The organism is Candidatus Microthrix subdominans, assembly GCA_016719385.1.
GTDB classification, from domain to species: domain Bacteria; phylum Actinomycetota; class Acidimicrobiia; order Acidimicrobiales; family Microtrichaceae; genus Microthrix; species Microthrix subdominans.
The window spans coordinates 25,195-46,913 of record JADJZA010000007.1; the positions used below are offsets into that span (position 1 = coordinate 25,195).

Annotated in this window: 18 protein-coding genes; 5 read left to right on the top strand and 13 right to left on the bottom strand. The window is 68.0% G+C overall.

The annotated features are described in order from the left end of the window. Positions 1-16 precede the first annotated feature (16 nt). Positions 17-463, bottom strand: a complete 447-nt coding sequence (locus IPN02_10325; GenBank protein ID MBK9297203.1) for a hypothetical protein — start codon at positions 461-463, stop codon at positions 17-19. After that, positions 460-2,580, bottom strand: a complete 2,121-nt coding sequence (locus IPN02_10330) for a YceI family protein (protein MBK9297204.1) — start codon at positions 2,578-2,580, stop codon at positions 460-462. The genes IPN02_10325 and IPN02_10330 overlap by 4 nt, the downstream gene beginning before the upstream one ends. A 236-nt stretch (positions 2,581-2,816) precedes the next feature. On the opposite strand from IPN02_10330, the gene IPN02_10335 reads away from it, so the two are divergent. Beyond that, on the top strand, positions 2,817-3,401 hold the full coding sequence (locus IPN02_10335; GenBank protein ID MBK9297205.1) for a dCTP deaminase: 585 nt from the start codon (positions 2,817-2,819) through the stop codon (positions 3,399-3,401). Between the two features lie 177 nt (positions 3,402-3,578). Here IPN02_10335 and IPN02_10340 read toward each other — a convergent pair whose 3' ends face one another. Beyond that, the gene (locus tag IPN02_10340; protein MBK9297206.1) at positions 3,579-4,730 is read right to left on the bottom strand and encodes an AlkZ family DNA glycosylase; all 1,152 of its coding nucleotides are present in this window, start codon (positions 4,728-4,730) and stop codon (positions 3,579-3,581) included. A 130-nt stretch (positions 4,731-4,860) separates the two neighbouring features. Further along, entirely contained in the window at positions 4,861-7,122 is a 2,262-nt protein-coding gene (locus tag IPN02_10345; protein MBK9297207.1) for a 4Fe-4S dicluster domain-containing protein, read from the bottom strand. Between the two features lie 123 nt (positions 7,123-7,245). On the opposite strand from IPN02_10345, the gene IPN02_10350 reads away from it, so the two are divergent. Next, the gene (locus IPN02_10350; GenBank protein MBK9297208.1) at positions 7,246-7,671 is read left to right on the top strand and encodes a cyclic nucleotide-binding domain-containing protein; all 426 of its coding nucleotides are present in this window, start codon (positions 7,246-7,248) and stop codon (positions 7,669-7,671) included. A gap of 89 nt (positions 7,672-7,760) precedes the next feature. Here the strand turns inward: IPN02_10350 and IPN02_10355 are convergent, their stop codons facing one another. Continuing rightward, complete coding sequence (locus IPN02_10355; GenBank protein ID MBK9297209.1) at positions 7,761-8,990, bottom strand: epoxide hydrolase; 1,230 nt, start codon at positions 8,988-8,990, stop codon at positions 7,761-7,763. A 242-nt stretch (positions 8,991-9,232) separates the two neighbouring features. On the opposite strand from IPN02_10355, the gene IPN02_10360 reads away from it, so the two are divergent. Together IPN02_10360 and IPN02_10365 are read left to right on the top strand one after the other, a co-directional pair. Further along, positions 9,233-10,507: a cytochrome P450 gene (locus IPN02_10360; protein MBK9297210.1), complete on the top strand. Its 1,275-nt coding sequence runs from the start codon at positions 9,233-9,235 to the stop codon at positions 10,505-10,507. A 97-nt stretch (positions 10,508-10,604) separates the two neighbouring features. Then, entirely contained in the window at positions 10,605-11,774 is a 1,170-nt protein-coding gene (locus tag IPN02_10365) for a serine hydrolase (protein MBK9297211.1), read from the top strand. 12 nt (positions 11,775-11,786) lie between these two features. Here the strand turns inward: IPN02_10365 and IPN02_10370 are convergent, their stop codons facing one another. The 3 genes from IPN02_10370 to IPN02_10380 all read right to left on the bottom strand — a co-directional run bounded on the left by IPN02_10370 (position 11,787) and on the right by IPN02_10380 (position 14,831). Then, positions 11,787-14,153 carry a copper-translocating P-type ATPase gene (locus IPN02_10370; GenBank protein MBK9297212.1) on the bottom strand — a complete coding sequence of 789 codons (2,367 nt, stop codon included), beginning with the start codon at positions 14,151-14,153 and terminating at the stop codon, positions 11,787-11,789. A gap of 76 nt (positions 14,154-14,229) precedes the next feature. Next, on the bottom strand, positions 14,230-14,478 hold the full coding sequence (locus IPN02_10375; GenBank protein ID MBK9297213.1) for a cation transporter: 249 nt from the start codon (positions 14,476-14,478) through the stop codon (positions 14,230-14,232). A 50-nt stretch (positions 14,479-14,528) separates the two neighbouring features. Then, a complete protein-coding gene (locus IPN02_10380; GenBank protein ID MBK9297214.1) occupies positions 14,529-14,831 on the bottom strand; it encodes a metal-sensitive transcriptional regulator in 303 nt (100 codons plus the stop codon). A 92-nt stretch (positions 14,832-14,923) separates the two neighbouring features. On the opposite strand from IPN02_10380, the gene IPN02_10385 reads away from it, so the two are divergent. After that, entirely contained in the window at positions 14,924-15,853 is a 930-nt protein-coding gene (locus IPN02_10385; protein MBK9297215.1) for a cation transporter, read from the top strand. A 135-nt stretch (positions 15,854-15,988) separates the two neighbouring features. Here IPN02_10385 and IPN02_10390 read toward each other — a convergent pair whose 3' ends face one another. From IPN02_10390 to IPN02_10410, 5 genes are all read right to left on the bottom strand, one after another. After that, positions 15,989-16,387 carry a hypothetical protein gene (locus IPN02_10390; protein MBK9297216.1) on the bottom strand — a complete coding sequence of 133 codons (399 nt, stop codon included), beginning with the start codon at positions 16,385-16,387 and terminating at the stop codon, positions 15,989-15,991. Positions 16,388-16,547: 160 nt separating this feature from the next. Continuing rightward, positions 16,548-17,045 (bottom strand): hypothetical protein, encoded by a 498-nt coding sequence (locus IPN02_10395; protein ID MBK9297217.1) that lies wholly within the window; start codon positions 17,043-17,045, stop codon positions 16,548-16,550. Positions 17,046-17,189: 144 nt separating this feature from the next. Continuing rightward, on the bottom strand, positions 17,190-18,656 hold the full coding sequence (locus tag IPN02_10400; protein ID MBK9297218.1) for an aldehyde dehydrogenase family protein: 1,467 nt from the start codon (positions 18,654-18,656) through the stop codon (positions 17,190-17,192). Positions 18,657-18,898: 242 nt separating this feature from the next. Then, on the bottom strand, positions 18,899-20,530 hold the full coding sequence (locus tag IPN02_10405; GenBank protein ID MBK9297219.1) for an RNB domain-containing ribonuclease: 1,632 nt from the start codon (positions 20,528-20,530) through the stop codon (positions 18,899-18,901). Positions 20,531-20,533: 3 nt separating this feature from the next. Next, positions 20,534-21,685 (bottom strand): hypothetical protein, encoded by a 1,152-nt coding sequence (locus IPN02_10410; GenBank protein ID MBK9297220.1) that lies wholly within the window; start codon positions 21,683-21,685, stop codon positions 20,534-20,536. Positions 21,686-21,719: the final 34 nt, after the last annotated feature.

A 21,719-nucleotide genomic window follows, 5' to 3' on the forward strand; every position in this document is an offset into this window, starting at 1 on the left:
CATGTGCGACGGCGGCTCAGGTCACTTCGATCCGGACCGCCCCGCGGGGGTGCACGGTGCAGGCGCCATCGAAAACGCCTGGGCTTGGGAATGTATAGGTGACCGTCTCCCCGGCGGGGATCTGCGTGACGCTGACGAAGTGATCGGCGCTGTCATGGTTGACGACGGTGAGGGTGTCGCCCGCTTTGAAGTTCAGCTCGTTGGGGATGATGTCGATCAGTTGACCGTTGTCGATGCGGGCGGCGCTGCCGTTCGGAATCACGTAGCGGTGATCGGTTGGTCGAGCGTCCAGCACCAGCCAGGCCCCGCCGACGGCGACGGTCACAGCGAGGGCAGCCAGCGCCAGGCCCAACCGGGTGGCGGTTCGGCTGGGTCGGCCGGCCGGGTCGGTCTGTTCCAGCCCCTCGGCGTCACCCGTGGCGGTTGAGCCTGCCGCCGAGGTCGGATCGATCTCGGCGGTCACTCCCGGGGCTCGATCGTGGCGACGGTCGAGAAGCACATCTCGTCCTCGGTGCCCTCCGACCAGCTGATCCAGCGGGGTTCGGCCTGAGGGTTGATCAGGTTTCGGTCCCAGGAGCACTCAACCTTGATCGTGTCGTCACTGGTCAACACGATGTCCTCGACAGGCACGTAACTGAACTGCCAGTTGAAGTCCCAGCGGTCGATGTCGAGGAGGACCTTCTCCCCGGGGGTGTCGGGGTTGAGGGTCATGCGGAAGGTTCGTCCCAGCTCGTGCATGTGGCCGTTGACCGACAACAGCTTGCCAACGGACGACACGCCGTGTTCGCAGCTGCTCGTCGAGATGCCCTCCGCGTCAACGTTCGCGGTCTCCTCGGGGGTGGACCCGCAGACGGCGTTGAGCCCGTTGGCGATCACCGGCGCCGCCGGACCGAACTCGTCGGTAAGCGCCTGGATCGACGCAGCCCGGTCGCAGAGCGGGCCTTTTTCGTCGGGCATGCAGGGGATCTCGGCTGGGGCCAGGTATTGGCTGACCGCCACGTCGGCGTAGTTCTCGGTGGGCTCGGAACCCAACTGCAGGATCAACTGGCTCTGGTCGGGGGGTGCGGCGTGGACGTAGTGGTAGTGGACCTGAGTGACGAAGAAGTCACCCGGCTGCATCTTCAGCCCGGCTCCGTCCGGATAGATCCCCGGCTTGGCGCCCGGTGCCCATCCGGCCACCAGCTCGGAGCCCCGCCCCCGACCCGATGGGCTCAGTCCGCCTGGGCCGGCGCCGACGCCGCCGAAGCATTCGTATCCGGTGCCGGGATCATCGGCGTCGCGCTGATCGACGCCCTCGCGCTGGTCGGCGGTCATGCGGTAGGTGAGGGCGTGGTGGACGAACTCGTTTTTGTCGGGCACGAACTCATATCCGGTGGCCACCGCCGGCGTGTCGAGTTCGGGATCCATGATCAAGCAGCGGTAGTCGTTGGTCTTGTTGGTGGAACCCTCGTACGGCGCCGCTGCGGTCAGCGTCATATCGGCGCGGGGGTGCAGCACGGGCTCGTTGGTGACCTTGATGGGGGTGGTTGTGGGGGTGTCGAGTGGGGCGCCGGCGTTGGCCCAGTCTTCGATGGTGGTGATTTGTTTGTTGGTGAGGCGGGGGTCGTGTTTGAGGGGGATGCCGGCGTCGGTGGCGAGGAAGGGGGGCATGTAGCGGGATTTGGTGATGAGGGCGAGGCCGTCGGCGATGCGGGTGGCGTCGGAGGCGTCGGTGAGTTCCCAGAAGGGGGCTCCTGCTTCGCCGGTTTGGTGGCAGGAGGCGCAACTGTTTTCGAGGATGGGTTGGACGGCGTTGGTGAATGAGGGGCTGGTGCCGGTGGGTTTGGTGTTGGTGGTGGCTGCTGAGGCGACGCGGTTGGTGTCGGTGAAGTCGGCTGTGTCGATGGCGGTCAGGTTGAAGTCGAGCCGGGCGTTGTCGTCGGCTTGGGCGAAGCCGACCATGTTGATGGGGCCGATGCCGTAGTTGGTGAGGGAGATGGTGGTGGTGGCGTTGAGGTGGAGTTCGTTGCCGGTGAGGGTGCCGGTGGCTTTCAGGGTGGCGGGTTTGGTGGTTTCTTTGACGGTGAGGTCGCCGGTGATCGTGAACTTGTAGGGGGGTGTCTTCGGAGATTTTGGTGGGGAGTCCGTCGAGTGTGGTGGGGAGAAGGTGGCGGTTTGGTAGTCGTTGGATTGGAGGTAGTCGTGGCGGAGGCGTTCGTCGCGGAGTTGTTGGTCGGAGGTGAGTTGTTGGACGTTGATGACGATGTCGCCGATGCGGGAGTCGGCTGGTTTGGTGGTGTTGAGGGCGATGTCGCCGGCGATGCCTCGGGTGGTGCCGGTGGCGGTGTGGGTGGTGCCGGCGAGTTTTTCGGTGACGGTGTAGGTGATGGTGGAGCGGGAGGCGTCGAGTCGGTAGATGGTTTCGTTGTTGGTGGCGGTGAGGGTGGGGGCGTCGGGGACGCCGAAGTAGACGACTGTTGGTTCGAGGCCGAACATTGAGTTCCAGACGATCCCGCCGACCACGGCGGATACGACGATGAGCATGCCCATGCCGGCCAACACCGGATGACGACCAACCACACCCTTCACCTTGTTGCCCATCGCCGTGTCCCCCTCGATCTTGATGCCCGCCCCGCTCGCACGGCCGGTGAGCCACCGTCCCGACGGTGACCTCGCTCAAGCTACAGGGCTTGGCAACCAGCACCCCGTGAGAAACCCGGCGGTCGACCCCATTGCGAGCGTTGGCCGGCGTCATCGGCGGATCGTCGTCATCGGCGGGTGGTCGTTGGTCCACCCGTTGCTCGCACGCGGTCCCGACGGCACTAGGTTGCTCTCCCGTGATCCTCGCCGATGCCTCGATCCGCGCCCTTGTCGAGTCGGGTGTGCTCGTGATCGACCCCTACGAGCCACAGCACGTTCAACCGGCGTCGGTCGATGTGCGCCTCGGTCACCAGTTCCGGGTGATGCGCAACACCCGCCTGACCCACATCGACCCGGTCACGGTGGACGAGTCCCTCATGGAGTCGGTCGAGGTGCCCGACGGCGGGCAGTTCGTCTTGCACCCGGGGGAGTTTGCGCTCGGCCACACCTCGGAAACCCTGGCGCTGCCCGACAACATCGTGGGCGTGGTGAACGGCAAGTCCAGCCTGGGCCGCCTCGGCGTGCAGGTCCATGCCACCGCCGGCTTCGTCGACCCCGGTTTCGAGGGAGTCATCGTCTTGGAGCTGTCCAACGTGGCCACGCTTCCCATCCTGTTGCGCCCGGGGATGAAGGTGGCACAGATGGTGTTCCAGCACCTGGACCGCTCGGCCGAGCGCCCCTATGGGCACCCCGACCTGGGTTCGAAGTATCAGGGACAGCGGGGCGCGGTCAGCTCGCGATACGCCGCCAACTACCCCGGCGACACCACCGCCGCCCCGTAAGCCACCCCGCCACGGGCAACCCCCGGCGAAGTGGGGAGCCCAAAGCGCGCTCTGGCGGCACTCTCGGCTCCCGAGTTGCGGCAGGGGCCCGAAGTGGGGAGCCCAAAGCGCGCTCTGGCGGCACTCTCGGCTCCCGAGTTGCGGGAATTTTGCTGGTTGAAGGTGAGGCCGGAGCGGTCAGCCGGTGGAGAGTGAGACCCGGGCGTCGCGGCCGTGGAACTGCCCGTAGCGTTCGGCGGCGGCGTCGATACCGCCACGCACAGCAGAGGGGAGCGGTGCAAACGGATCGAGGTCGATATCGACCGTCGACGTTTTCACGGTGCGCTTCCAGGTGCCGAGCACCGTGCCGCCGCCGACGATGGTCGGCTTGAACATGCCGTTGTTGCCGGGACAGATGCGCTGGTTGAACGCCGGGTCCAACATGGCCGAGCGGTCGCCGTAACCCAGCATGTACTCGTCGAAGCCGGGCAACAGTACGACCGGCTCCGGGTCGTCGAGACCGGGTCGACCGTCGACGTCGAGCGCAGCCTCCAGTGCGTCGTCGGTGACCCACATCGCTGTGGGTCCGTCGGATGTGGCGCAGTCCACTTCGGTGAGCACGTCCGACGCGGCCGCCAAACCGGCCTTGGCGTCGGTCATCGTCAGCCCGGTCCAACGGGCCAGGTCGTGACGCGTGACCGGGCCGTGGCTGCGCACGAAGCGCACCGCCAGCTCAGCCAGCGCCTCGTCGCGGTCGAGCTGTCGAGGCTTGGGCACCCATTCGTCGAGCAGCACGAAGGTCTGCTCCTTGCCCACCTGTGGGCCGATGCAGGTCACCCCGATCTGCGAGATGTACCAGAGGAAGTGATAGCCGTGATCGGCCGCTTCGGGAACGCCGCCGTCGACCAGTGCGGCGATGCATTCGGCCCGCGTCAGGCGACGACCCCCGGCGAGCGCCGACCCCAGCACGTCGGCCGCGCGGTCGACCGTCGTCTCGCTCAGGCCGAGGAACTCGCGCCGGCGGGCAGCGCCGCGCAGCGCACGAGCGCCGGTCACCTCGAGCATCCAGCGGGCGTCGGCGGGCGGGACGAAGTGGACCGTCCCCCGCATGGGCCAGGTGCGCAGGATCTCGCGGTTTTCGGTGGCTGCGTGGATGTCGTCGTCGGTCAGGCCGTCACAACGCGCGCCGAACGACCAATGTCCGCTGTTGAGGTCCTGGGCCTGCATCGCCCCGAACCAGGTGACGACCTCGCCCGGCGAGCGAGGGCGGATTGCGTCGAGCAACTGGGCGGCCAAGCGCAACCGCAGCACCTCGGTTGGGCTGAGTTGGGACGGGGCTCGCTGGGACATGCAGCCAGTGTCGCACCGGTCAGAGGCCGTCGCCGCCGTGTCGTGGCGAAGCGGGTCCGGACTCGCACCTCGGGTGGGTCATGTTGCGGCGGCTGGAGTCCGTCGTTGCGACGCTCAGCCGACGCTGTGACTAGTCCTGCACAGCGCTGAGCGGCAGGCCAACCGGGGTCTCGGCGTCTTCGAGTGCCTCGAGCAGGTGCAGTGCGATGTCGCCCACCTTCACTTGGTCCTCGTCGACACCCTCACCCTTCACGCCGTCGTCGATCATGATGTAGCAGAACGGACAGGCGGTGGCGATGCGGGTGGCGCCGGTGGCGAGCAGTTCCTGGCTGCGGTCGACGTTGATCTGCTTGCCGGTGTGCTCCTCCATCCACATGCGGGCACCGCCGGCGCCACAGCACATGCCTTCGGTGCCGTTGCGGGGCGCCTCGACCACTTCGACGCCCCCGAGGGAGGCGATGATGTTGCGCGGCGACATGTAGATGTCGTTGTGGCGGCCCAGGTAGCAGCTGTCGTGGTAGACGACCTTCTCGGCGAAGTTGGTGCCGGTCGTGTCGATCGAGCCGTCGTCGATGAGGCGCTCGAGCAGCTCGGTGTGGTGGATGACCTCGTAGTGGCCGCCCAGCTGGGGGTACTCGTTGGCGATCGTGTTAAAGCAGTGCGGGCACTGGGCAATGATCTTCTTCACGCCCATCGAGTCGAGCGTCTCGATGTTCTGCATGGCCAGCATCTGGAAGATGTACTCGTTGCCGGCGCGGCGGGCCGGGTCGCCGGTGCAGTTCTCGGACGGGCCGAGGATGGCGAAGCTGACCTCGGCGCGCTGGAGCAGCTTGGCCACCGCCTGGGTGACCTTCTGGTTCTTGTCGTCGAAGCTGCCTGCGCAGCCGACCCAGTACAGGTACTCGGCCTCGAGCGGGTCGCCGCCCTCGAGCACGTTGATGCCGTCGAGCTTGTCGGCCCACTTGCCGCGATCGCTCTGGCTCATCTTCCAGGGGTTCCCCTGGTTCTCCATGCCCTGGAACGCCTGGCCCAGTTCGGTCGGGAAGTCGGACTCCATCAGGGTGAGGTAGCGGCGCATGTCGAGGATCTTGTCGAGGATCTCGATGTTGACCGGGCAGATCTCGTCGCACGCCTTGCAGGAGGTGCAGGCCCACACCTCTTCGGGGGTGATGCGCTCGAACAGGCTGTTGGCGCCGATGGTGATTTCGCCGTCGAGAGCGATCGGCGGGCTGACCTGCGGGTCGCCGGTGGCGGCCATGACCTCACCGGTCTTCAGGACGATCTCGCGAGGGTCGAGGGGCTTGCCGGTGCCCGAAGCCGGGCACACCGAGGTGCAGCGGCCGCACATGGTGCAGGCGTCGGTGTCGAGCAGCTGCTTCCAGGTGAAGTCCTCGACAACCGAAGCGCCGAAGGTCTCCAGCTCGGTCTCCATCAGGTTGGGCATCGCCTTCATGGCGCCCTTGGGACGGTCCCGGTCCTTGAGATACATGTTCATCGGCGAGGTGAACATGTGGCGCAGCATCGTGGTCGGCAGAACGATCAGGAAGGCGACGAACGTCAGAATGTGCACGATCCAGAAGCTGCGGTGCCACCACTCGAGCCCGCCCATGTTTTCCATCGCCTTGGCCATCGGCCAGCCGATGAAGGCCCAGTTGTCGGCCTCGGGCATGCCCTCAAGGGCGATGCGGAAGCCCTCGGCGATGAACCCGGTGACCCCGATGGCCAGCAGGACGCCCAAGCCGATCGCGTGGTCGGCCTTGGTCTTGATGCGGATGCGGTAGGGCTTTTGTACGTAGCGGCGAACGATGGCCCAGACGAGCCCGACGACGAAGAACACGCCGGCCAGATCAGCGATGAAGGCGTAGGCGCGGTACACGTCGCCGTGAAGAAACTTCAGGGCCACCGGCAGCTGCAGGTTGATCTCACCGATGGTGGTGATCGCCAACAGCACGAGGAATGCGAAGTAGATGAAGCTGTGCATCACGCCGGCGGCCGGGTCGCGCAGCAGGGTCTGCATGTACAGGCCCGAGCGCATGTTCTCCAGGCGCTTCTTGAAGTTCTTCGGCGTGGTGCGTCGGTTGTCGGGGGCGCCGCGCTCCCAGTTGCGCACCCGATTGGAGAAGTTGAAGGCGCCGTACAGGATGGCGGCGACCACCATCACGTAGAACGCCAAACGCAACCAGCCCGGGATGTTGGCGAACATCAGGCGAGAGATCGGCTGCTCTTCGTAGGCGGTCTCTGCCCAGTGCTCCGCCCACAACTGCTCGGCGACATAGGAGGCCGCGGTGAGGGCGGCGAAGCCGCCGCCGACGACGAGTGCGATCTGGTAGGGACGGAACCGGCGCTTGGCCTTGGTTTCGGTCCCGCTGGGAGTCTCGGTGGAGGTCGCCATAGCAGTCATGAATCTACCGTCCGGAGGCGGCCCCGGGGAACTCCGAGCGTCGCGCCGCCGCCACGTCGCCTACCGTGGAACCCTGAAACCGGCGTTTGTCGTCGTCGGCACGAGGGGGACGTGATGGATGCTTACTTGGAACGCCTGGGTGCATTGCCGATGTTCGGCGGTTGCACCAACAAGGAACTGCGTGACATTGCGCGCATCGTCGACGAACTGCAGGTGGAATCCGGCCGGGTACTGATGTCGCAGGGCGACGCCGGTCAGGAGGCCTTCGTCATCGAGGAGGGCACCGCCGAGGTGGTGCGCGACGGCCAGTTGCTGGCCACGGTCGGCCCGGGATCCTACGTTGGCGAACTCGCCCTGATCGACGCCGGGCCCCGCTCGGCCACGGTGACCGCCACGACGCCCATGCGGGTGTTGGTGATCGGCACCCGCGAGTTCTCCACGCTGCTCGACGAGGTGCCAGGCCTGGCCCGGCGGGTGCTGGTCAGCACCGCCCGCCGCCTGCGCGCCGCCAACGAGGGCGCCCACCAGCCGATCCACTGACGGGCGCGCCGGGGGGGGGGGGGGGGGGGGGGGGGGGGGGGGGGGGGGGGGGGGGGGGGGGGGGGGGGGGGGGGGGGGGGGGGGGGGGGTTAGCGGAGGGTACGGGCGAACGCCCGGAGGTCGCCGATCAGCAGATCCGGCTCTTCCAGCGCTGCGAAGTGCCCGCCCCGGTCGAAGCGGGTATAGCGGACCAGGTTGTAGCCCGCCTCCACCCAGGAGCGGGGCGGCCGGGTGATCTCGGCGGGAAACTGCGCCACCGCTGTCGGCACCTCCACCTTGGCGTCGTGGGTGGCGAAGCGGCCGGTGCGCATCGTTTCGAAGTAGATGCGCGTCGAGCTGCCGATCGTGCCGGTCACCCAATAGCTGGTGAGGTTGTCGAGGATCGCCTGCTCGCTGACCGCGTCGAACAGGTTGCCGTCGTGGTCGGTCCAGGCCCAGAACTTCTCGAGAATCCAGCCGGCCAGGCCGGCGGGGGAGTCGGCGAGGCCGTACGCCAGTGTTTGGGGGTTCTTGCCTTGGATCTCCTGGTAGGCGCAGCCGTTGGCGAGAAACTCGCCCATCTCGGCCAGGTCGACGCCCTCGGACTCGGTGAGCTCGCCGTCGCCGGGAAACCCGACCGCCATGTTGAGGTGGATGCCGGCGAGGTGTTCGGGGTCGACGAGACCCAGCCAGGTGGAGACGAAGCTGCCCCAGTCGCCCCCCTGGGCCAGGTAGCGGTCGAACCCGAGCCGGGACATCAGCTCGGCCCAGGCCTCGGCCACCGCCTTGACGTCCCAGCCGGGGCCGGTCGTGGGCCCGGAGAACCCGAAGCCGGGCAGCGAGGGGACGACGACGTGAAACGCGTCGGCAGCATCGCCCCCGTGGGCGACCGGATCGCGCAGCGGCTCGATCACGTCGAGGAACTCGGTGACCGACCCGGGCCAGCCGTGGGTCAACAACAGCGGCATCGCGTCGGGCTCGGGGGAACGGGCGACGATCACGTGGATAGGCGTGCCGCCGATCGTCGTGCGGTACTGCGGCCAGGCGTTGAGGCGGGCCTCGGTCGGGCGCCAGTCGTAGGTGTCGCGCCAAGTGCGACAGAGTGCCTGGAGCGTCGACATGTCGGTGCCGTAGTCCCAGCCGACGTCCGGGAGTTCGTCGGGCCAGCGGGTGTGCCCCAATCGCAGGCGCAGATCGTCCAAGAGCTCGTCCGGGATGGCGATCGATGTCGCCTCAAACCCGTCGGGCACCGGATGGTCGGCCGATGGGCCCTCGACCGCCGCATCACCGACCCACTCGTCGGCCGGTGGTGCGCCATCGCCGCTTTCGGATCCAGTCATCGTTTCCCCTTGGGTTGGCCGCCGTCGCGATGATGGCGCCTGTCGCAGCCCGAAACTACCGTCGAGCCGCTCGGCGGGTCGCCCGATCTGGCCTGGCGAGCGCCGGCGACTTCGGTCCGGCTATGCCGCCGAGCGTTGTTCTGCCCTAGGGTGCGAAAACGAGAACGTGTTCTTATTACGTTGTCATTTCATCGAACGAACAGCCATCGAGGTGGCTACGAGCCTTGACGGGGGATCCGATCGTGACCCAGCGTGTGCAGCCTGATTTCGTCGACGTGTTGGACTTGGATCGCTTCGTGCGCGGCGACCATCACGCGATGTTCCGCCGAATGCGCGAAGAGGCTCCGGTGTCGTGGCACGAGGAGAAGGTCCGCGAGGGCGGCTTCTGGAACATCGTCATGCACCCGCACCTGCAGACGGTCAATCGGGACACGGAGCTGTTCTCCTCCCAGAAGGCCGGCTCGCTCATGTTCGAGAACCCGGCCCCGTCAGGGTTCGACAGCCGGGGCAAGCTGCTGATCGACACCGACCCCCCGCTGCACACCCGGTATCGGCGCCTGATCAACAAGGGCTTCACACCACGCATGATCGGCCTGTTGGAGCAATACCTGCAGTACCGGGCCGAGCTGATCGTCGACAACGTGATCGAAAAGGGCGAGTGCGACTTCGTCAGCGGCCTGGCGATGGAGCTGCCGCTGCAGGCGATCGCCGAGATCATGGGTGTCCCCCAAGAGGACCGTCGCCTGATCTTCGACTGGACCAACAAGATGATCGGGGCGCAGGACCCGGACTACAACGACAGCGGCGAGATCGAGGACATGGAGGAGGCCACCCAGGCCGCCGCCGAGCTGTACCTCTACGTCGACCAGTTGCGCGCCCAGCGGCGCAGCGATCCCAAGGACGACATCGTCACCAAGCTGATCAACGCTGAGATCGATGGCGACAACCTCAGCGAAGAAGAGTTCGAGATGTTCATGTTGTTGCTGTCGGTCGCCGGCAACGAGACCACCCGTAACGCCACCACCCATGGCATGTATGGGTTGTCGAGCACGCCCGGCCAGTGGGACCTGCTCAAGGGCAACCTGCCCGAGCTGATGCCCAACGCCATCGAGGAGATGGTGCGCTGGGGCTCCCCGGTGCTGCACTTCCGTCGCCAGACCACCGCCCCGACCGAGATCGGCGGGGTCGAGCTTGATGCCGACGACAAGGTCGTCATGTGGCACGTCTCGGCGAACCGTGACGAGAACGTCTTTGACGATCCGGACACGTTCGACATCGAGCGGTCCAACGCCAACGAGCAGGTCGGCTTCGGCGGCGGCGGCGCCCACTACTGCCTGGGCGCCAACCTGGCCAAGGCCGAGCTGCGCATCATCTACACCGAGATCGCCACCCGCATGCCCGACATCAAGGTGGTGGGCGAGCCCGAGCGACTGCGCAGCAACTTCATCTCGGGCATCAAGTCGATGCCGGTGAGCTTCACCCCGGGCAAGCGCAAGCACCCGGCGGACGCCACCTAAGGCTCCCGCCGAGCTTCGGGAACTCGACGTGATTACCGGGTCAGCAGTGCGAAGCCAGACGCTTCCCAACGCGGCGCACGCGTGAGCGGTGCAGGCGATGACCAGTTGCCGTTTCGCCAGCCCCAGGTATGCCGTGCTGTGGGGGTCCTTCTTGGTCGCCGTGATCGCAGCCTGCTCCTCCCCCGAGACGGGCGAGCGTCCCGTTCCCAGCACCACACGCAACGACACTGAAGAAACCAAAAACACCGCGTCGGCTGTTCCCGGCAGCGAGTGGGAGACGATCTCCCCGAGCGAGGCCGGGCTGAACGAAGAGGCGCTCGACCAAATCGCCGAGGGTGCCGAGGCCACCGGTTCCTACTGCCTCTCGGTGGTGCGCGACGGAAAGATGGCGTACCAGCGCACGTTCGGCGACTACACGGCGTCGACCCCTCAGGAGGCCTACTCGGTCACCAAGTCGTTCACCTCGACGCTGGTGGGCATGGCGGCCGAGGACGGCGACCTGGACGTGGGCCAAGCCGCTTCGGACTTCCTCCCCGAGTGGCAAGGAACCGACTCGGCCGACGTGACGATCAGAAACCTGATCCAAAATGACTCGGGGCGGTTCTGGAGCCTCAAGTCCGACTATCTCGACATGATGAGGGCCACCGACCTCACCCAGTTCGCGTTGGACCTCGATCAGGCAGAGCCGCCGGGCACGGTCTGGCGCTACAACAACGCCGCCATCCAGACACTGCCGGCCGTCATGTTTCAGGCCACCGGTCAGAGCATGGGCGATTTCGGCGCCGGACGACTCCTGAAACCCCTGGGCATGGCCCACAGTTCCTTCACCGCCGACCAGGCCGGCAACACCCTTGCGTTCATGGGTTTGCAGAGCACCTGTGATGACCTGGCCCGGTTTGGGTTGTTGTTCGACCGAGGTGGGGTTTGGGGTGATGACCGGCTCGTCAGCGCCGACTGGGTGCAGGCCGCCACCACCCCCGGCGAGCTCAACCCGGCGTACGGCTACCTGTGGTGGCTCCAGACCGACGGCGCGTTCACCGGAGGCGAGGGCAAGCAGCTGACCGGCCACTACCCCGATGCGCCACCGGACACCTTCGCCGCCGAGGGCCTGGGGGGCCAGGTCGTGGTGGTCGTCCCGTCGGAGGACCTGGTGATCACCCGCATGGCGGCGGTCGCCGCCCCGAACCCGGCCGGTGACCCCTTTGCCGAGAGCCTGCCCGCCGATGTGGTGGCGGCCATCAACGATGCGGAGTCTTCGAACGGCTAACCCGGACGCGGGTTAGCGGGTTGGCTGGAAGCGGCGCAGCCGCAGGCTGTTCAACACGACCAACACCGACGAGGCGGCCATGGCCAGCCCGCCGATCAGCGGGGTGAGCAGGCCGACCGCAGCCAGCGGGATCGCCGCCACGTTGTAGCCGAAGGCCCAAAACAGGTTGGCTTTGATCGTGGACAGGGTCGACCGCGACAGGCGGATCGCATCGACCGCCCCCATCAGGGCCCCCGACACGATCGTCAGGTCGGAGGCCTCCATTGCAACGTCGGCGCCGGAGCCCATGGCGATACCCAGCTCGGCGGTGGCCAGCGCAGCGGCGTCGTTGACGCCGTCGCCCACCATCGCCACCCGCTGACCCTCGGCCTGGAGCCGGGCAACGATGTCAACCTTGTCCTCCGGCATGACACCGGCGATCACCCGCTCCGGGGCGATGCCAACCTGTCGGGCAACCGCACGCGCCACCTGCTTGGAGTCACCGGTGACCATCCACGGGGTGATGTCATGGTCGATCAGCGCAGCGATCGCTCGCTGGCTGTCGGGGCGGACCGTGTCGGCCACCGAGAGCAGACCCCGAACCTGGCCGTCCCAGCCGGCGGCCACCACGGTGATGCCCTTCGCTCCGAGCGTCTCTGCCTGATCGAGTAGGCCGTCGGGCCACGCGAGTGCCTCGTCGGAGAGCAGGCTGGGCCGACCTACCAGCACCCGGGTCGGTTCGGGGCCCGAGGGTGCGGAGTTGGCGGTCGAGGCCCGACCGATCATCGCATCGGCAGCGACGTTGACGACCGCCTCGACGCCCAGCCCGGGGCGGTTGGTGAGCGATTTCACCTCAGGCAGCTCGCCCAGTTCCTCCCGGGCGCCGGCGGCGATGGCTGCGGCAATCGGGTGCTCGCTGCCCGACTCGGCCGCACCAACCAAGGCCAGCAGCCGGCCCCGGTCGGTTCCGGGGGCGGCAACGACCTCTGCAAGCGCCATCTTGCCCTCGGTGATCGTGCCGGTCTTGTCCAGCACGATCGTGTCGATGTTGCGGGTAGCCTCGAGCACCTGCGGGCCGCTGATCAGCAACCCCAGCTGGGAGCCACGACCGGTACCGACCAGAAGCGCGGTGGGAGTTGCCAGGCCGAGCGCGCACGGACAGGCGATCACCAGGACAGCCACGGCTGCGGCGATGGCGGCGTCCACCGGCTGGCCGAGCGCCAGCCAGGCGATCAGCGTCACCGACGCGATGGCGAGCACGATCGGCACGAACACCGCCGACACCCGATCGGCCAGGCGCTGCACGTCGGCCTTGCCGGCCTGAGCCTCGCTGACCAGCCGGGCGATACGTGCCAGCTGGGTGTCCGAGCCCACCTCGGTGGCGATCATCTCGATGCGGCCGGACATGTTGACCGTCGCTCCCGTGACGTGGTCGCCGGCCACCACCTCGACCGGCACCGACTCGCCGGTGAGCAGGCTGGCGTCGATCGTGCTCGTTCCGACCGTGACCTCGCCGTCGGTCGGGATGCGCTCGCCGGGACGGACGATCAGGCTCTGGCCGACCTTGACGGCGCTCGCCGGTACGGTCATTTCGCTGCCGTCGTCGGTGAGCACGTTGGCATGCTGGGCGCCGAGGCGAAGCAGCGAGCGCAATGCCGATCCGGCGCGCCGCTTGGCGCGGGCCTCGGCCCATCGTCCGCCGAGCAGGAAGGTGGGCACGACGGCCGCCACCTCGAAGTACAGCTCGTGGTGCCCGGCCCCGGCGTCAGCCGGCAGCCAGCTCATGTTCATCGTCATGCCCAACATGCCGGCCCCGCCGAAGAACAGCGCCCAGACCGACCAGGCGTACGCGGCGATGACCCCGAGCGAGACCAGGGTGTCCATCGTCGTGGCCCGGTGGCGGAGGTTGATGATCGTGGCCCGGTGGAAGGGCAGCGCACCCCACACCACCACCGGTGTGGTCAGGGCGAACACGACCCATTGCCAGCCGCGAAACTGCCAGGCGGGAATCATCGAGATGAGCATGACCGGCAAGGCGAGCGCCGCCGAGACCCAGAAGCGCAGCTTCAGGTCGGCGACGTGAGCGGCTGCCTCGGCGTCCTGCGCCTCGGCTGCGGCTTCGAGGTCGTCGCCGGCCGCCGGGGCCGGGTTGGCGCCGTAACCGAGCCCCTCGACGACGGCGATCAGCTCGTCGACCGCCGGACCGTCCGGGCCGCGGCTGATGTAGGCGGACGACGTGGCGTAGTTGACCGTTGCTGTCACGCCATCGCGGTCGTTCAGCGCGCTCTCGACCCTGGCGGCGCAGCTGGCACACGACATGCCGGTGACCGCCAGCTCGGTGGGCGCATCGGTGCCCGAGCGGGAGGCGCCGGTGTCGGTAGTAACGGTAGGGGCCGTCATGTCGGGTCCTTTCGTCAGAGCTGGTTGTGATGAAGAGGTCGAAGAGGGGCGGTGGCTTCGTCGCCGCCGATGCGAACTAGGCCGGGCTGGCGCCGTATCCGAGACCCTCGATGACGGTGATCAGCTCATCGACGTCGGGGGCGTCGGGGCCCCGGCTGACGCTGGCGGAGGACGCCGCGTGGTCGACCGTTGCGGTGACGCCCGGCTGGTCGTTCAGCGCGCTCTCCACCCTGGCGGCGCAGCTGGTGCACGACATGCCGGTCACTGTCAGCTCGGTGGTCGAGCCTGAGGTGTCGCTGCCGGTGGAAACGGTTGGGTTGGTCATATCGGGTCCTTTCGGGGAAACGCGTCCGACGGGGACGGTTGTGGGGGTGGTCAGCTGCGGATCAGTCGGGCGATGGCAGCCGATGCTTCGTCGAGCTTGGCGGTGGCCTCGTCGCCGCCGGCTTCGACCGCCTGGACCACGCAGTGGTGCAGGTGTTCGTCGAGCAGCCCCATCGCCACCGACTGAAGGGCCCGGTTGGCGGCGGAGATCTGTGTCAGCACGTCGATGCAGTACTTGTCGTCCTCGATCATGCGCTGGAGGCCGCGCACCTGGCCCTCGATGCGTCGCAACCGTCGCAGGTGGTCGGCCTTGGTGTCCGAATAGCCCGGCGGCGGCGTGTCGATGGCGACCATGGGGTCACCATACCCCCATGGGGTATCAATGTACACCCCCAGGGGGTATCACTTCGTCATCGGATCGCATTGGACGTGTCAGGCTGCCTCCGATGGTGGACACGCTGGCAGCGGGCAACGCACGGTCGACGGAGACCGCCTCCGAACAACGGGTGTTGCGGGTCTCGATGTTGGTCGGCGTGGCGTTGTGCATCCTCGGGATCGGCTGGGGGATCGTCGGCGGTTCGCAGATGATCCTCTTCGACGGCGTGTATGCGCTGGTGGGGATCAGCCTGACCTGGGTTTCGCTGTGGGCGTCCCGGATCGTGGAGGCCGGACCGACCGCCCGCTACCCCTGGGGGCGCGAGGCGCTCACCCCGATGGTGATCGCGTTTCAGGGCATCCCCCTGTTCGCCACGTGCGTCTACGCGGTGGTCGATGCGGTCGCGACGATCCGCGACGGGGGCAGCGAGGTCACCGGTGCCTCCGGCGTCGGCTACGGGCTGATCTCGTTGGCCGCAGCGGTGGTCGCCTACCTGTGGATCCGGCGTCACGCCGCGCACTCCGACCTGATGTCAGCCGAGGCCACGCAATGGATGGCGGGTGCGGCCTTGAGCGTGGGCATGGTGGTGGGCTTCGGAGCGGTCATCGCCTTGAACGGCACCGCCTGGGCCGGGGCCGGACGGTACATCGACCCGGCGATGGTCATCGCCGCGTGCGTGGTGCTGGTCCCGGCACCGTTTGGCATGGTCCGCTCCACCCTGGTCGAGCTGCTCGAGGGTGCCCCCGGCGAGCAGGTTCAGCAACCGGTTCGCTCGGCGGTCGATGACGTGAAGCGGCGCTTTGGGCTGGGGGACCATCACCTGCGCCTGGCCAAGGCTGGACGGAAGCTGTACGTCGAGGTCGACTTTGTGGTGCCCGAGGATTACGTGGTGCGCGACGAGGACACGGTTCGCCACAACCTGCTCGCCCGGTTGGAGCAACTGCCCCACGATATGTGGCTCAGCGTGGAGTTCACGGCGGACCCAACCTGGGGCGAGTAGTCGATCAGCCGCGGGCCGCCTGCTTGCGGCCCTTGGATGAGCGCTGCGAGGCCACGGACTTCCTGGACACCGGGGTCTTGGCCTTGCCCTTGGTGTTCTGGTGGGCCGGCTTGCCGCCCTTGCCCTTCTTCCCCCTCACCTTGCCTTGCCCTTCTTGCCCTTCTTGCCCTGATCGGACGAGCCACTTTTCCAGGACCGGGCCGCCTCCAGCCGTTCCTGCTTGAGCTCCTCGGCGCTGTCACGGGCGGCCCTGGCGAGCTTGTCGGACACGATGGCGAGCGCATCCTCGAACGCCTCGGCCTTGGTCACCGTCCGCGCATGCTGCTGGTGCGCCTTCTTGCGGGAGGCGTCCTTGTCCACCTGTTCGGAGGCCCGGCGCCGGTAGAGCTTGGTGTACTTGCGCCGAGCGCGTCGGATCCGGTCGTGCAGCTCGGCGAGCCCGTCCTCGTCCAGCTTGTTGAGCCGCTTCGGCTCAACCTCGCGAAGCAGCGCCTTCTCCGTCTCGTTCAACATGCCCCAAATGGCGTTTTTCATCGTCGACAACCCCCGGTCCGAGTGACGCTGCGACCCTACTCGGGAGCCAATGGGACGGAGACCGGGTCGCCCTGGCGCCCTCGGCCGCTGCACCACCGATTCCGAAACCGACCCGATCAGCACCACCGACGCAGCCACCTCGGGCCGGAGGCCGACTCGGTCAGAGCAGCCCTTGCTTGAGCCCCGCATTCAGGAATGTCTGGCGGGCGTCCGCAACCGAGATGCCGTTGAGCAGCAACTTGTAGTTCTTTCCGGTGGTCTTAATCGACAGCCGATTTTCAGAGGTCTCGTAGTTCTCGACCCGCTTCAACTTCAGCTTGGTCACGGTGGCCCGGTCGATGGCGAAGTTCTTGGGGTGCCTGGCCAACAGGTCCGCGGGAGCCATCGCAGCACACTCCTGGGCGAGCACGTGCTGGGCACGTTGTTGCGCTCCCCACTGTCCGATTCGACCCTTGCCGGCATCCCGTGCCTGTTGTTTCAGTTCGGCGGCGATGCGCCTGAAATCGGCCGTGGTACTGCGGACGAAAAGCAGGCGGTAGTTGGTGATCACGATCGTGTGCAGACGAGCGTTCAGTCCCAGCGGTCCCGCCTTGACGGTGGCGCCGGGGATCGTGGCCTGGACGTACTCGGCGGGCGGTGTGCTCATGGGATTGGACATGGGGACACCTTGGCTTCGACCTCGCCCGTCGAGCAAGCCTGGAGCCCGCGCTCGGAGAGCCTCGCCACGAAAAACTGGAGGTGGCGGTCGCCCAGCCTTGTCGACGGAAAGCTCCGGGGGCGGCGAACAGCGGGTGGAGGCGCTTCAGCGGCGGACCGACGGGTCGCTCTGGGTAACCCGGGCGCGCAGCGTGAACACCGAATCGCCGGAGAGCACGCCGCCGCGTCCGAACAGTCGGCCCTGTTCCCAGTTGGACAGGCCCAGCTCGGGGCGGTCGAACGCATATTGGCCGTCGACCCAGCGGGTGAAGCCGTTGCCGACGAACGGCGCATCGAAGCCCTGGTAGGCGGCCTCGGCCTCGACCGAGTCCTCGGCGACGATCGACACCACAAAGTGGGGTGAATAGGCGTTGAACCAGTGGATCGCTTGGGTGAGGTCGTCGGCGATCGCCAGCGAAATCTCGGGGGAGTCCTCCCACTCCCACTCCCGGCCCAGGTCGGCCTCGCCGAGCGCCTCGGCTCCCGGTTCGGTCGTCGGCCCGTCGGCGCGTGCGATCGTCGTGTCGCCCCAGCGCTCCTCCGGGACGAACTCACGGGCCGAGTCGTGCACCCACAACTTGGGGTTGGTCCCCAGTTCGGCGGCGGCTGCGTCCAGGCCGGCGAGGACCGCCGGCACCTGCTCGGCGGCCCGGCTTCGGGCCACCATCGCGGTGTTGAGGGTGTTGCACACCTTCCGGTCAAGCGAGGCGGTTACCGACGCCTCCAAGCGGTCCACGTCGGCTGAGTCGCCGGCGACGATCCAAGCGCCGCCGGTGCCGTGCAGGCTGACCGGTACCCCGGCGCCCTGGGCGACCGCCCCCAGCTGGGCGACCGCGGCGCCCGACCCGCGTGCAACCGCCAGCGCCAGGCGCGGGTCAGCGAACAGCGCGTACCCCGCCGAGCGTTCCGCCGCCGCCACCAGGGTAGCCGACCCCTCGGGAAGGCCGGCCGCAGCCAGGGCGGGATCGAGGGCGTGGGCGACGATCGCCGCGGCCGAGCCCAGCGCATCCGAGCCGATGCGGAACACGACCGTGTTGCCCGAGCGGATCACGCCGCAGGCATCGGCGAACACGTTGGGCCGGCCCTCGAACACAAAGCCGACCACGCCCAGGCCGGCCCGGCGCAGCTCGACCGCCCAGCCGTCATGGTCCACGCGGTCGACCACCTCGTCGCGGCCCGAGGGCGCCTTGGCCCAGGTCCGCAGGCCGTCGATCATGTCGGCGCGCATCACATCGGAGAGGACCAACCGGGTGGTGGTGCGACCCCTGGCTTTGGCGGCGGCTACGTCGGCGGCGTTGGCCTCGGCGATCGGCGCAAACGTGGCGTCGTCGGCCAGGCGGTCGGCGAACGTTTCGAAGAAGGTGGTCACCGCCTCGTCGGAGACGGCACCCATGCGGGCGAACGCGGTTGCGGCCCGGTCGACCGCCCTCTCGGTGACTTGCCCGACCGAGGCGGGGACATGCAGCAGCGCCCCGGTGGCCGGCACGGTCAGCAGGCGGTCACCCTCGACGAAGGCGGCGGCGAGCTCGGCGGTGACCCGCACCACCCGGTCGCCGCCGACCACGATCGGCATGCCCTCGGTGAGCTGGCGGAGTGGCTGGGGCGAGCGGTCGACCGTGTTCATGGGCCTCGATCGTACCGGCCCTCCGAGGCGTTCAAGCTCGAACCACATCCCATCCTGTGAGGCAACCGAGCCGAGGTGTCCGCACGCTCGATTCGTGCCGTTCGGGTGCTTTGGGATGATTACGGGTCAGGGGGTGACCCGTAATCATCCCAAAGCAGAGCCTGGGCCGTCTGGTTTGACCCGGTCGGGGCCTAGTGGTCGATGGCGAAGCGGGTTTGGCGTTCCATCGGGTCGGCCTCGACGAGCCGCACCGTCACCGCCTGTCCGTCGTCGGCTGCGCCCGAAGCGTCGGCGATCACCGGCGGCTCGGTCACCTGGACCCGAACGCCGTCCCGCCCGTGCGACAGAACAACGGCGGCGAACTCGTCGCCGACCTGGGGTGCCAACACCGCCGCCTCCAGGAGGTCGACCACGGCCCGATCGACGGCGGAGGAGCGTCGGTTGCCGTCGTTGAGGATCTGAGGCAGGTCGTCGAGCACGTCGAGCACCCAGGCCGGGGCCGGACGGGTTTCGTAGGCCGCCAAGGCCAGCTCGGCGGCGTATCGGTCACCGAGGCGCCGCAACGGCGCAGTGACGTGGGCGTAGGGGGCGGCCACCGCAGCGTGCGTGGTCAGCTCCGGCAACTCGCCGTGAAACGCGCTGTACCCGGAGCCACGAAGCCCCTTGGCGGCGGTCAGCATGAGCGCAGCGCCGATGGGGGTGGACGGGTCGAGCGAGCGAACCCATTCGGCGTAGACGTGGGTGGGAGATTGATCTGCGTTGGGCCAGGGCTGACCCAACGCAGTGGATGCCCGCTCGAGTTCCTCGAGGATCTCGGGTTCGGCGTCGGGAAGCGTGCGCAGCAGCCCGGTCTCGGCCCGCAGCATCAGTTGGGCTGCGGCGATGCCGGTGGCCAACGACATCTGGGCGTTCCACTCTTCGGCGGGCAGCGACGGCCTGGCCACCAGTTGCACCTCGCCCGAGCCGGACACCTCGACGTCCTGTTCGGGCAGCTGGAGGCTGACGCCGCCGCGCTGGGCTTGGAGTGCCAGCCGTTGGCTGCCGAAGTCGCGGAGCACCGTGGCCACCTCCAACAGGTCGATCCCTCGGCTGGCGGCGACCTCGAGCGCGTCGCCATTTGGGGCCTGCAAATCGATGGCGTGTCCCGGGGCGGCTGGAGCCTCCGGAGCCGATGCGGTGTACGAGTCGGCGTCAGCGCCCGTGGTGACGTTGTCGCCATCGCTGCCTCCGCCGTCGAGGGTGTCGCTGTCGCTGTCGCCAGCGTGGTCGGCGTCGGCGTCGTCGAGGATGGCTGTGATCACCGAATAGCTCGTGGCTACGCGCACCCGGACGGTGGCTCGCGTCACCTCGGTTTCGCTCAACTCGGCTTCCGCGTCGAAGGTCAGCCGCCACCACATGGCCGGGCGGGCTTCGCCAGGCAGCAGGCTGGCGGCCCCCTCGGACAGGGTTCGGGGGTGGAGGGGGGCCGAGCCGTCGGGCAGGTACAGGGTGCTGCCACGTGCTCGGGAAGCCAGGTCCACTGCGTCGCCGGGCACGATGAACGCGGCCACGTCGGCGATGGCGTAATGCAACACCCAGCCATCCGAGGCGCGCTCCAACGCAAATGCCTGGTCCAGGTCGCGGGCTCCGGGCGGGTCGATGGCAACCAGCGGCAGGTGGGTGGCGTCGACGCGTCCCCCTGCGAACCGGTCGTGAGCCCGTCCGGCCATCTCGGACACCTCGGCGGGGAACTCACCGGGAACGTCGAGATCGCGGCGCAGCTTGGACAGCGCGGAGATCAGCGGTTCGTCATCGATGAGGAGGCGCCGTCGGGGGATGGGCATGGCTCAGTCCTTGGCTTCGACGAAGGTGGCGACCTGCGGCCCGGCCTTGTCGACGAGGTCGTCCAGGCGACGCTCGCCTGCCGGGTCGTCCTTCAGCGTGGCGTCGAAGAAGTTGAGGGTGCCCTTCGTGACCACGGCGGAGTACGGGTCGTCCAGTCCTTGAATGTAGGGGGGAATGTGTTCGCCACCGACCAGGGTGATCAGCCCCCACGGCGGGCCGATCGCCGCAGCGGTGGCCAGAGCAGCGCCGTAGCTCACCGTTTCGTCGGCGTCACCGTGGACGATCAACAGCGGCGGCCCGTCCTCGATCGGCGGACCGCCGTCGGCCAAGACGTCCAAGTACGACCCGGCCCACTCGGCCACAGCGCCGATCCGATCGTCGCGAAGCTTCGGGTTGTAAGCGGCGGCCAGCGAGGTGAAGCCGCCGAGGGAGTGCCCGGCGAGGCCGATCCGTTCGGGGTCGATCATGCCCGCCAGTGGGTTGTCAGCGTCGAAGGCAAGGGCCCAGTCGACCAGAAACGACACGTCGGCAGGTTGGTTGACCAGATCCTCGGTCTTGGGCTGGCCGGGGGACAGGGCGCTGGTCAGCGGGAAGGTGGGCACGACGACGACGTAGCCCGCCGACGCCCACAGCTTGAGAGTGTTGACGTAGGCGGGGCCGGTGCCGCCTCTGCCGTGAGAGAAGACGATCAACGGCCAGGGGCCGGGCTGCGGCTCGGCCTGATGGACGACCTCCACAGCGTCGTTCGCTGTCTTGGAGCTTGTGTCGCCGGCACCGTCGGCCGCCGGGTAGAGGACCAGCGTGGGCAGTGTCCGTTCGGGCAACTCGTTTTGCCCTCCCCACGCGTCGGTCGTGCGGCTGGTGTCGACGACATCGAAGTTGTCGGAGCCGACCGCATAGGTCCCGATCCGGGCGACCGTGTCGACGGTGGTGGTCGCAGTGGTCTCACCGGGAAGGGCCTCCGGTTCGGGCGAGGCGGCCGAAGGCGTGGTCGCCGGCTGGGTCGAACCTGCTGCGGGGGAGGCGCAGCCGTATGCTCCGACGACCAACGCCGCGGCGGCGATCGACCGCCGGACGCCCCGGCGCCATGGCGCCGGCAACCGGGAAACCGCTCGGGGTTCCTCGGCGAGGTCATGGCGGGGGCATTGCAACATGGGCGACAGCGTATGGTCGCCTTGGTCGTCGGCA

Excerpts from the sequence above, each read along its gene's own strand:
- IPN02_10330 (MBK9297204.1), bottom strand. The coding sequence starts at position 2,580 with ATGGGCAACAAGGTGAAGGGTGTGGTTGGTCGTCATCCGGTGTTGGCC.
- IPN02_10340 (MBK9297206.1), bottom strand. The coding sequence starts at position 4,730 with ATGTCCCAGCGAGCCCCGTCCCAACTCAGCCCAACCGAGGTGCTGCGG.
- IPN02_10345 (MBK9297207.1), bottom strand. The coding sequence starts at position 7,122 with ATGGCGACCTCCACCGAGACTCCCAGCGGGACCGAAACCAAGGCCAAG.
- IPN02_10350 (MBK9297208.1), top strand. The coding sequence starts at position 7,246 with ATGGATGCTTACTTGGAACGCCTGGGTGCATTGCCGATGTTCGGCGGT.
- IPN02_10355 (MBK9297209.1), bottom strand. The coding sequence starts at position 8,990 with ATGACTGGATCCGAAAGCGGCGATGGCGCACCACCGGCCGACGAGTGG.
- IPN02_10365 (MBK9297211.1), top strand. The coding sequence starts at position 10,605 with ATGACCAGTTGCCGTTTCGCCAGCCCCAGGTATGCCGTGCTGTGGGGG.
- IPN02_10370 (MBK9297212.1), bottom strand. The coding sequence starts at position 14,153 with ATGACGGCCCCTACCGTTACTACCGACACCGGCGCCTCCCGCTCGGGC.
- IPN02_10375 (MBK9297213.1), bottom strand. The coding sequence starts at position 14,478 with ATGACCAACCCAACCGTTTCCACCGGCAGCGACACCTCAGGCTCGACC.
- IPN02_10380 (MBK9297214.1), bottom strand. The coding sequence starts at position 14,831 with ATGGTCGCCATCGACACGCCGCCGCCGGGCTATTCGGACACCAAGGCC.
- IPN02_10385 (MBK9297215.1), top strand. The coding sequence starts at position 14,924 with ATGGTGGACACGCTGGCAGCGGGCAACGCACGGTCGACGGAGACCGCC.
- IPN02_10390 (MBK9297216.1), bottom strand. The coding sequence starts at position 16,387 with ATGAAAAACGCCATTTGGGGCATGTTGAACGAGACGGAGAAGGCGCTG.
- IPN02_10395 (MBK9297217.1), bottom strand. The coding sequence starts at position 17,045 with ATGTCCAATCCCATGAGCACACCGCCCGCCGAGTACGTCCAGGCCACG.
- IPN02_10400 (MBK9297218.1), bottom strand. The coding sequence starts at position 18,656 with ATGCCGATCGTGGTCGGCGGCGACCGGGTGGTGCGGGTCACCGCCGAG.
- IPN02_10405 (MBK9297219.1), bottom strand. The coding sequence starts at position 20,530 with ATGCCCATCCCCCGACGGCGCCTCCTCATCGATGACGAACCGCTGATC.
- IPN02_10410 (MBK9297220.1), bottom strand. The coding sequence starts at position 21,685 with ATGTTGCAATGCCCCCGCCATGACCTCGCCGAGGAACCCCGAGCGGTT.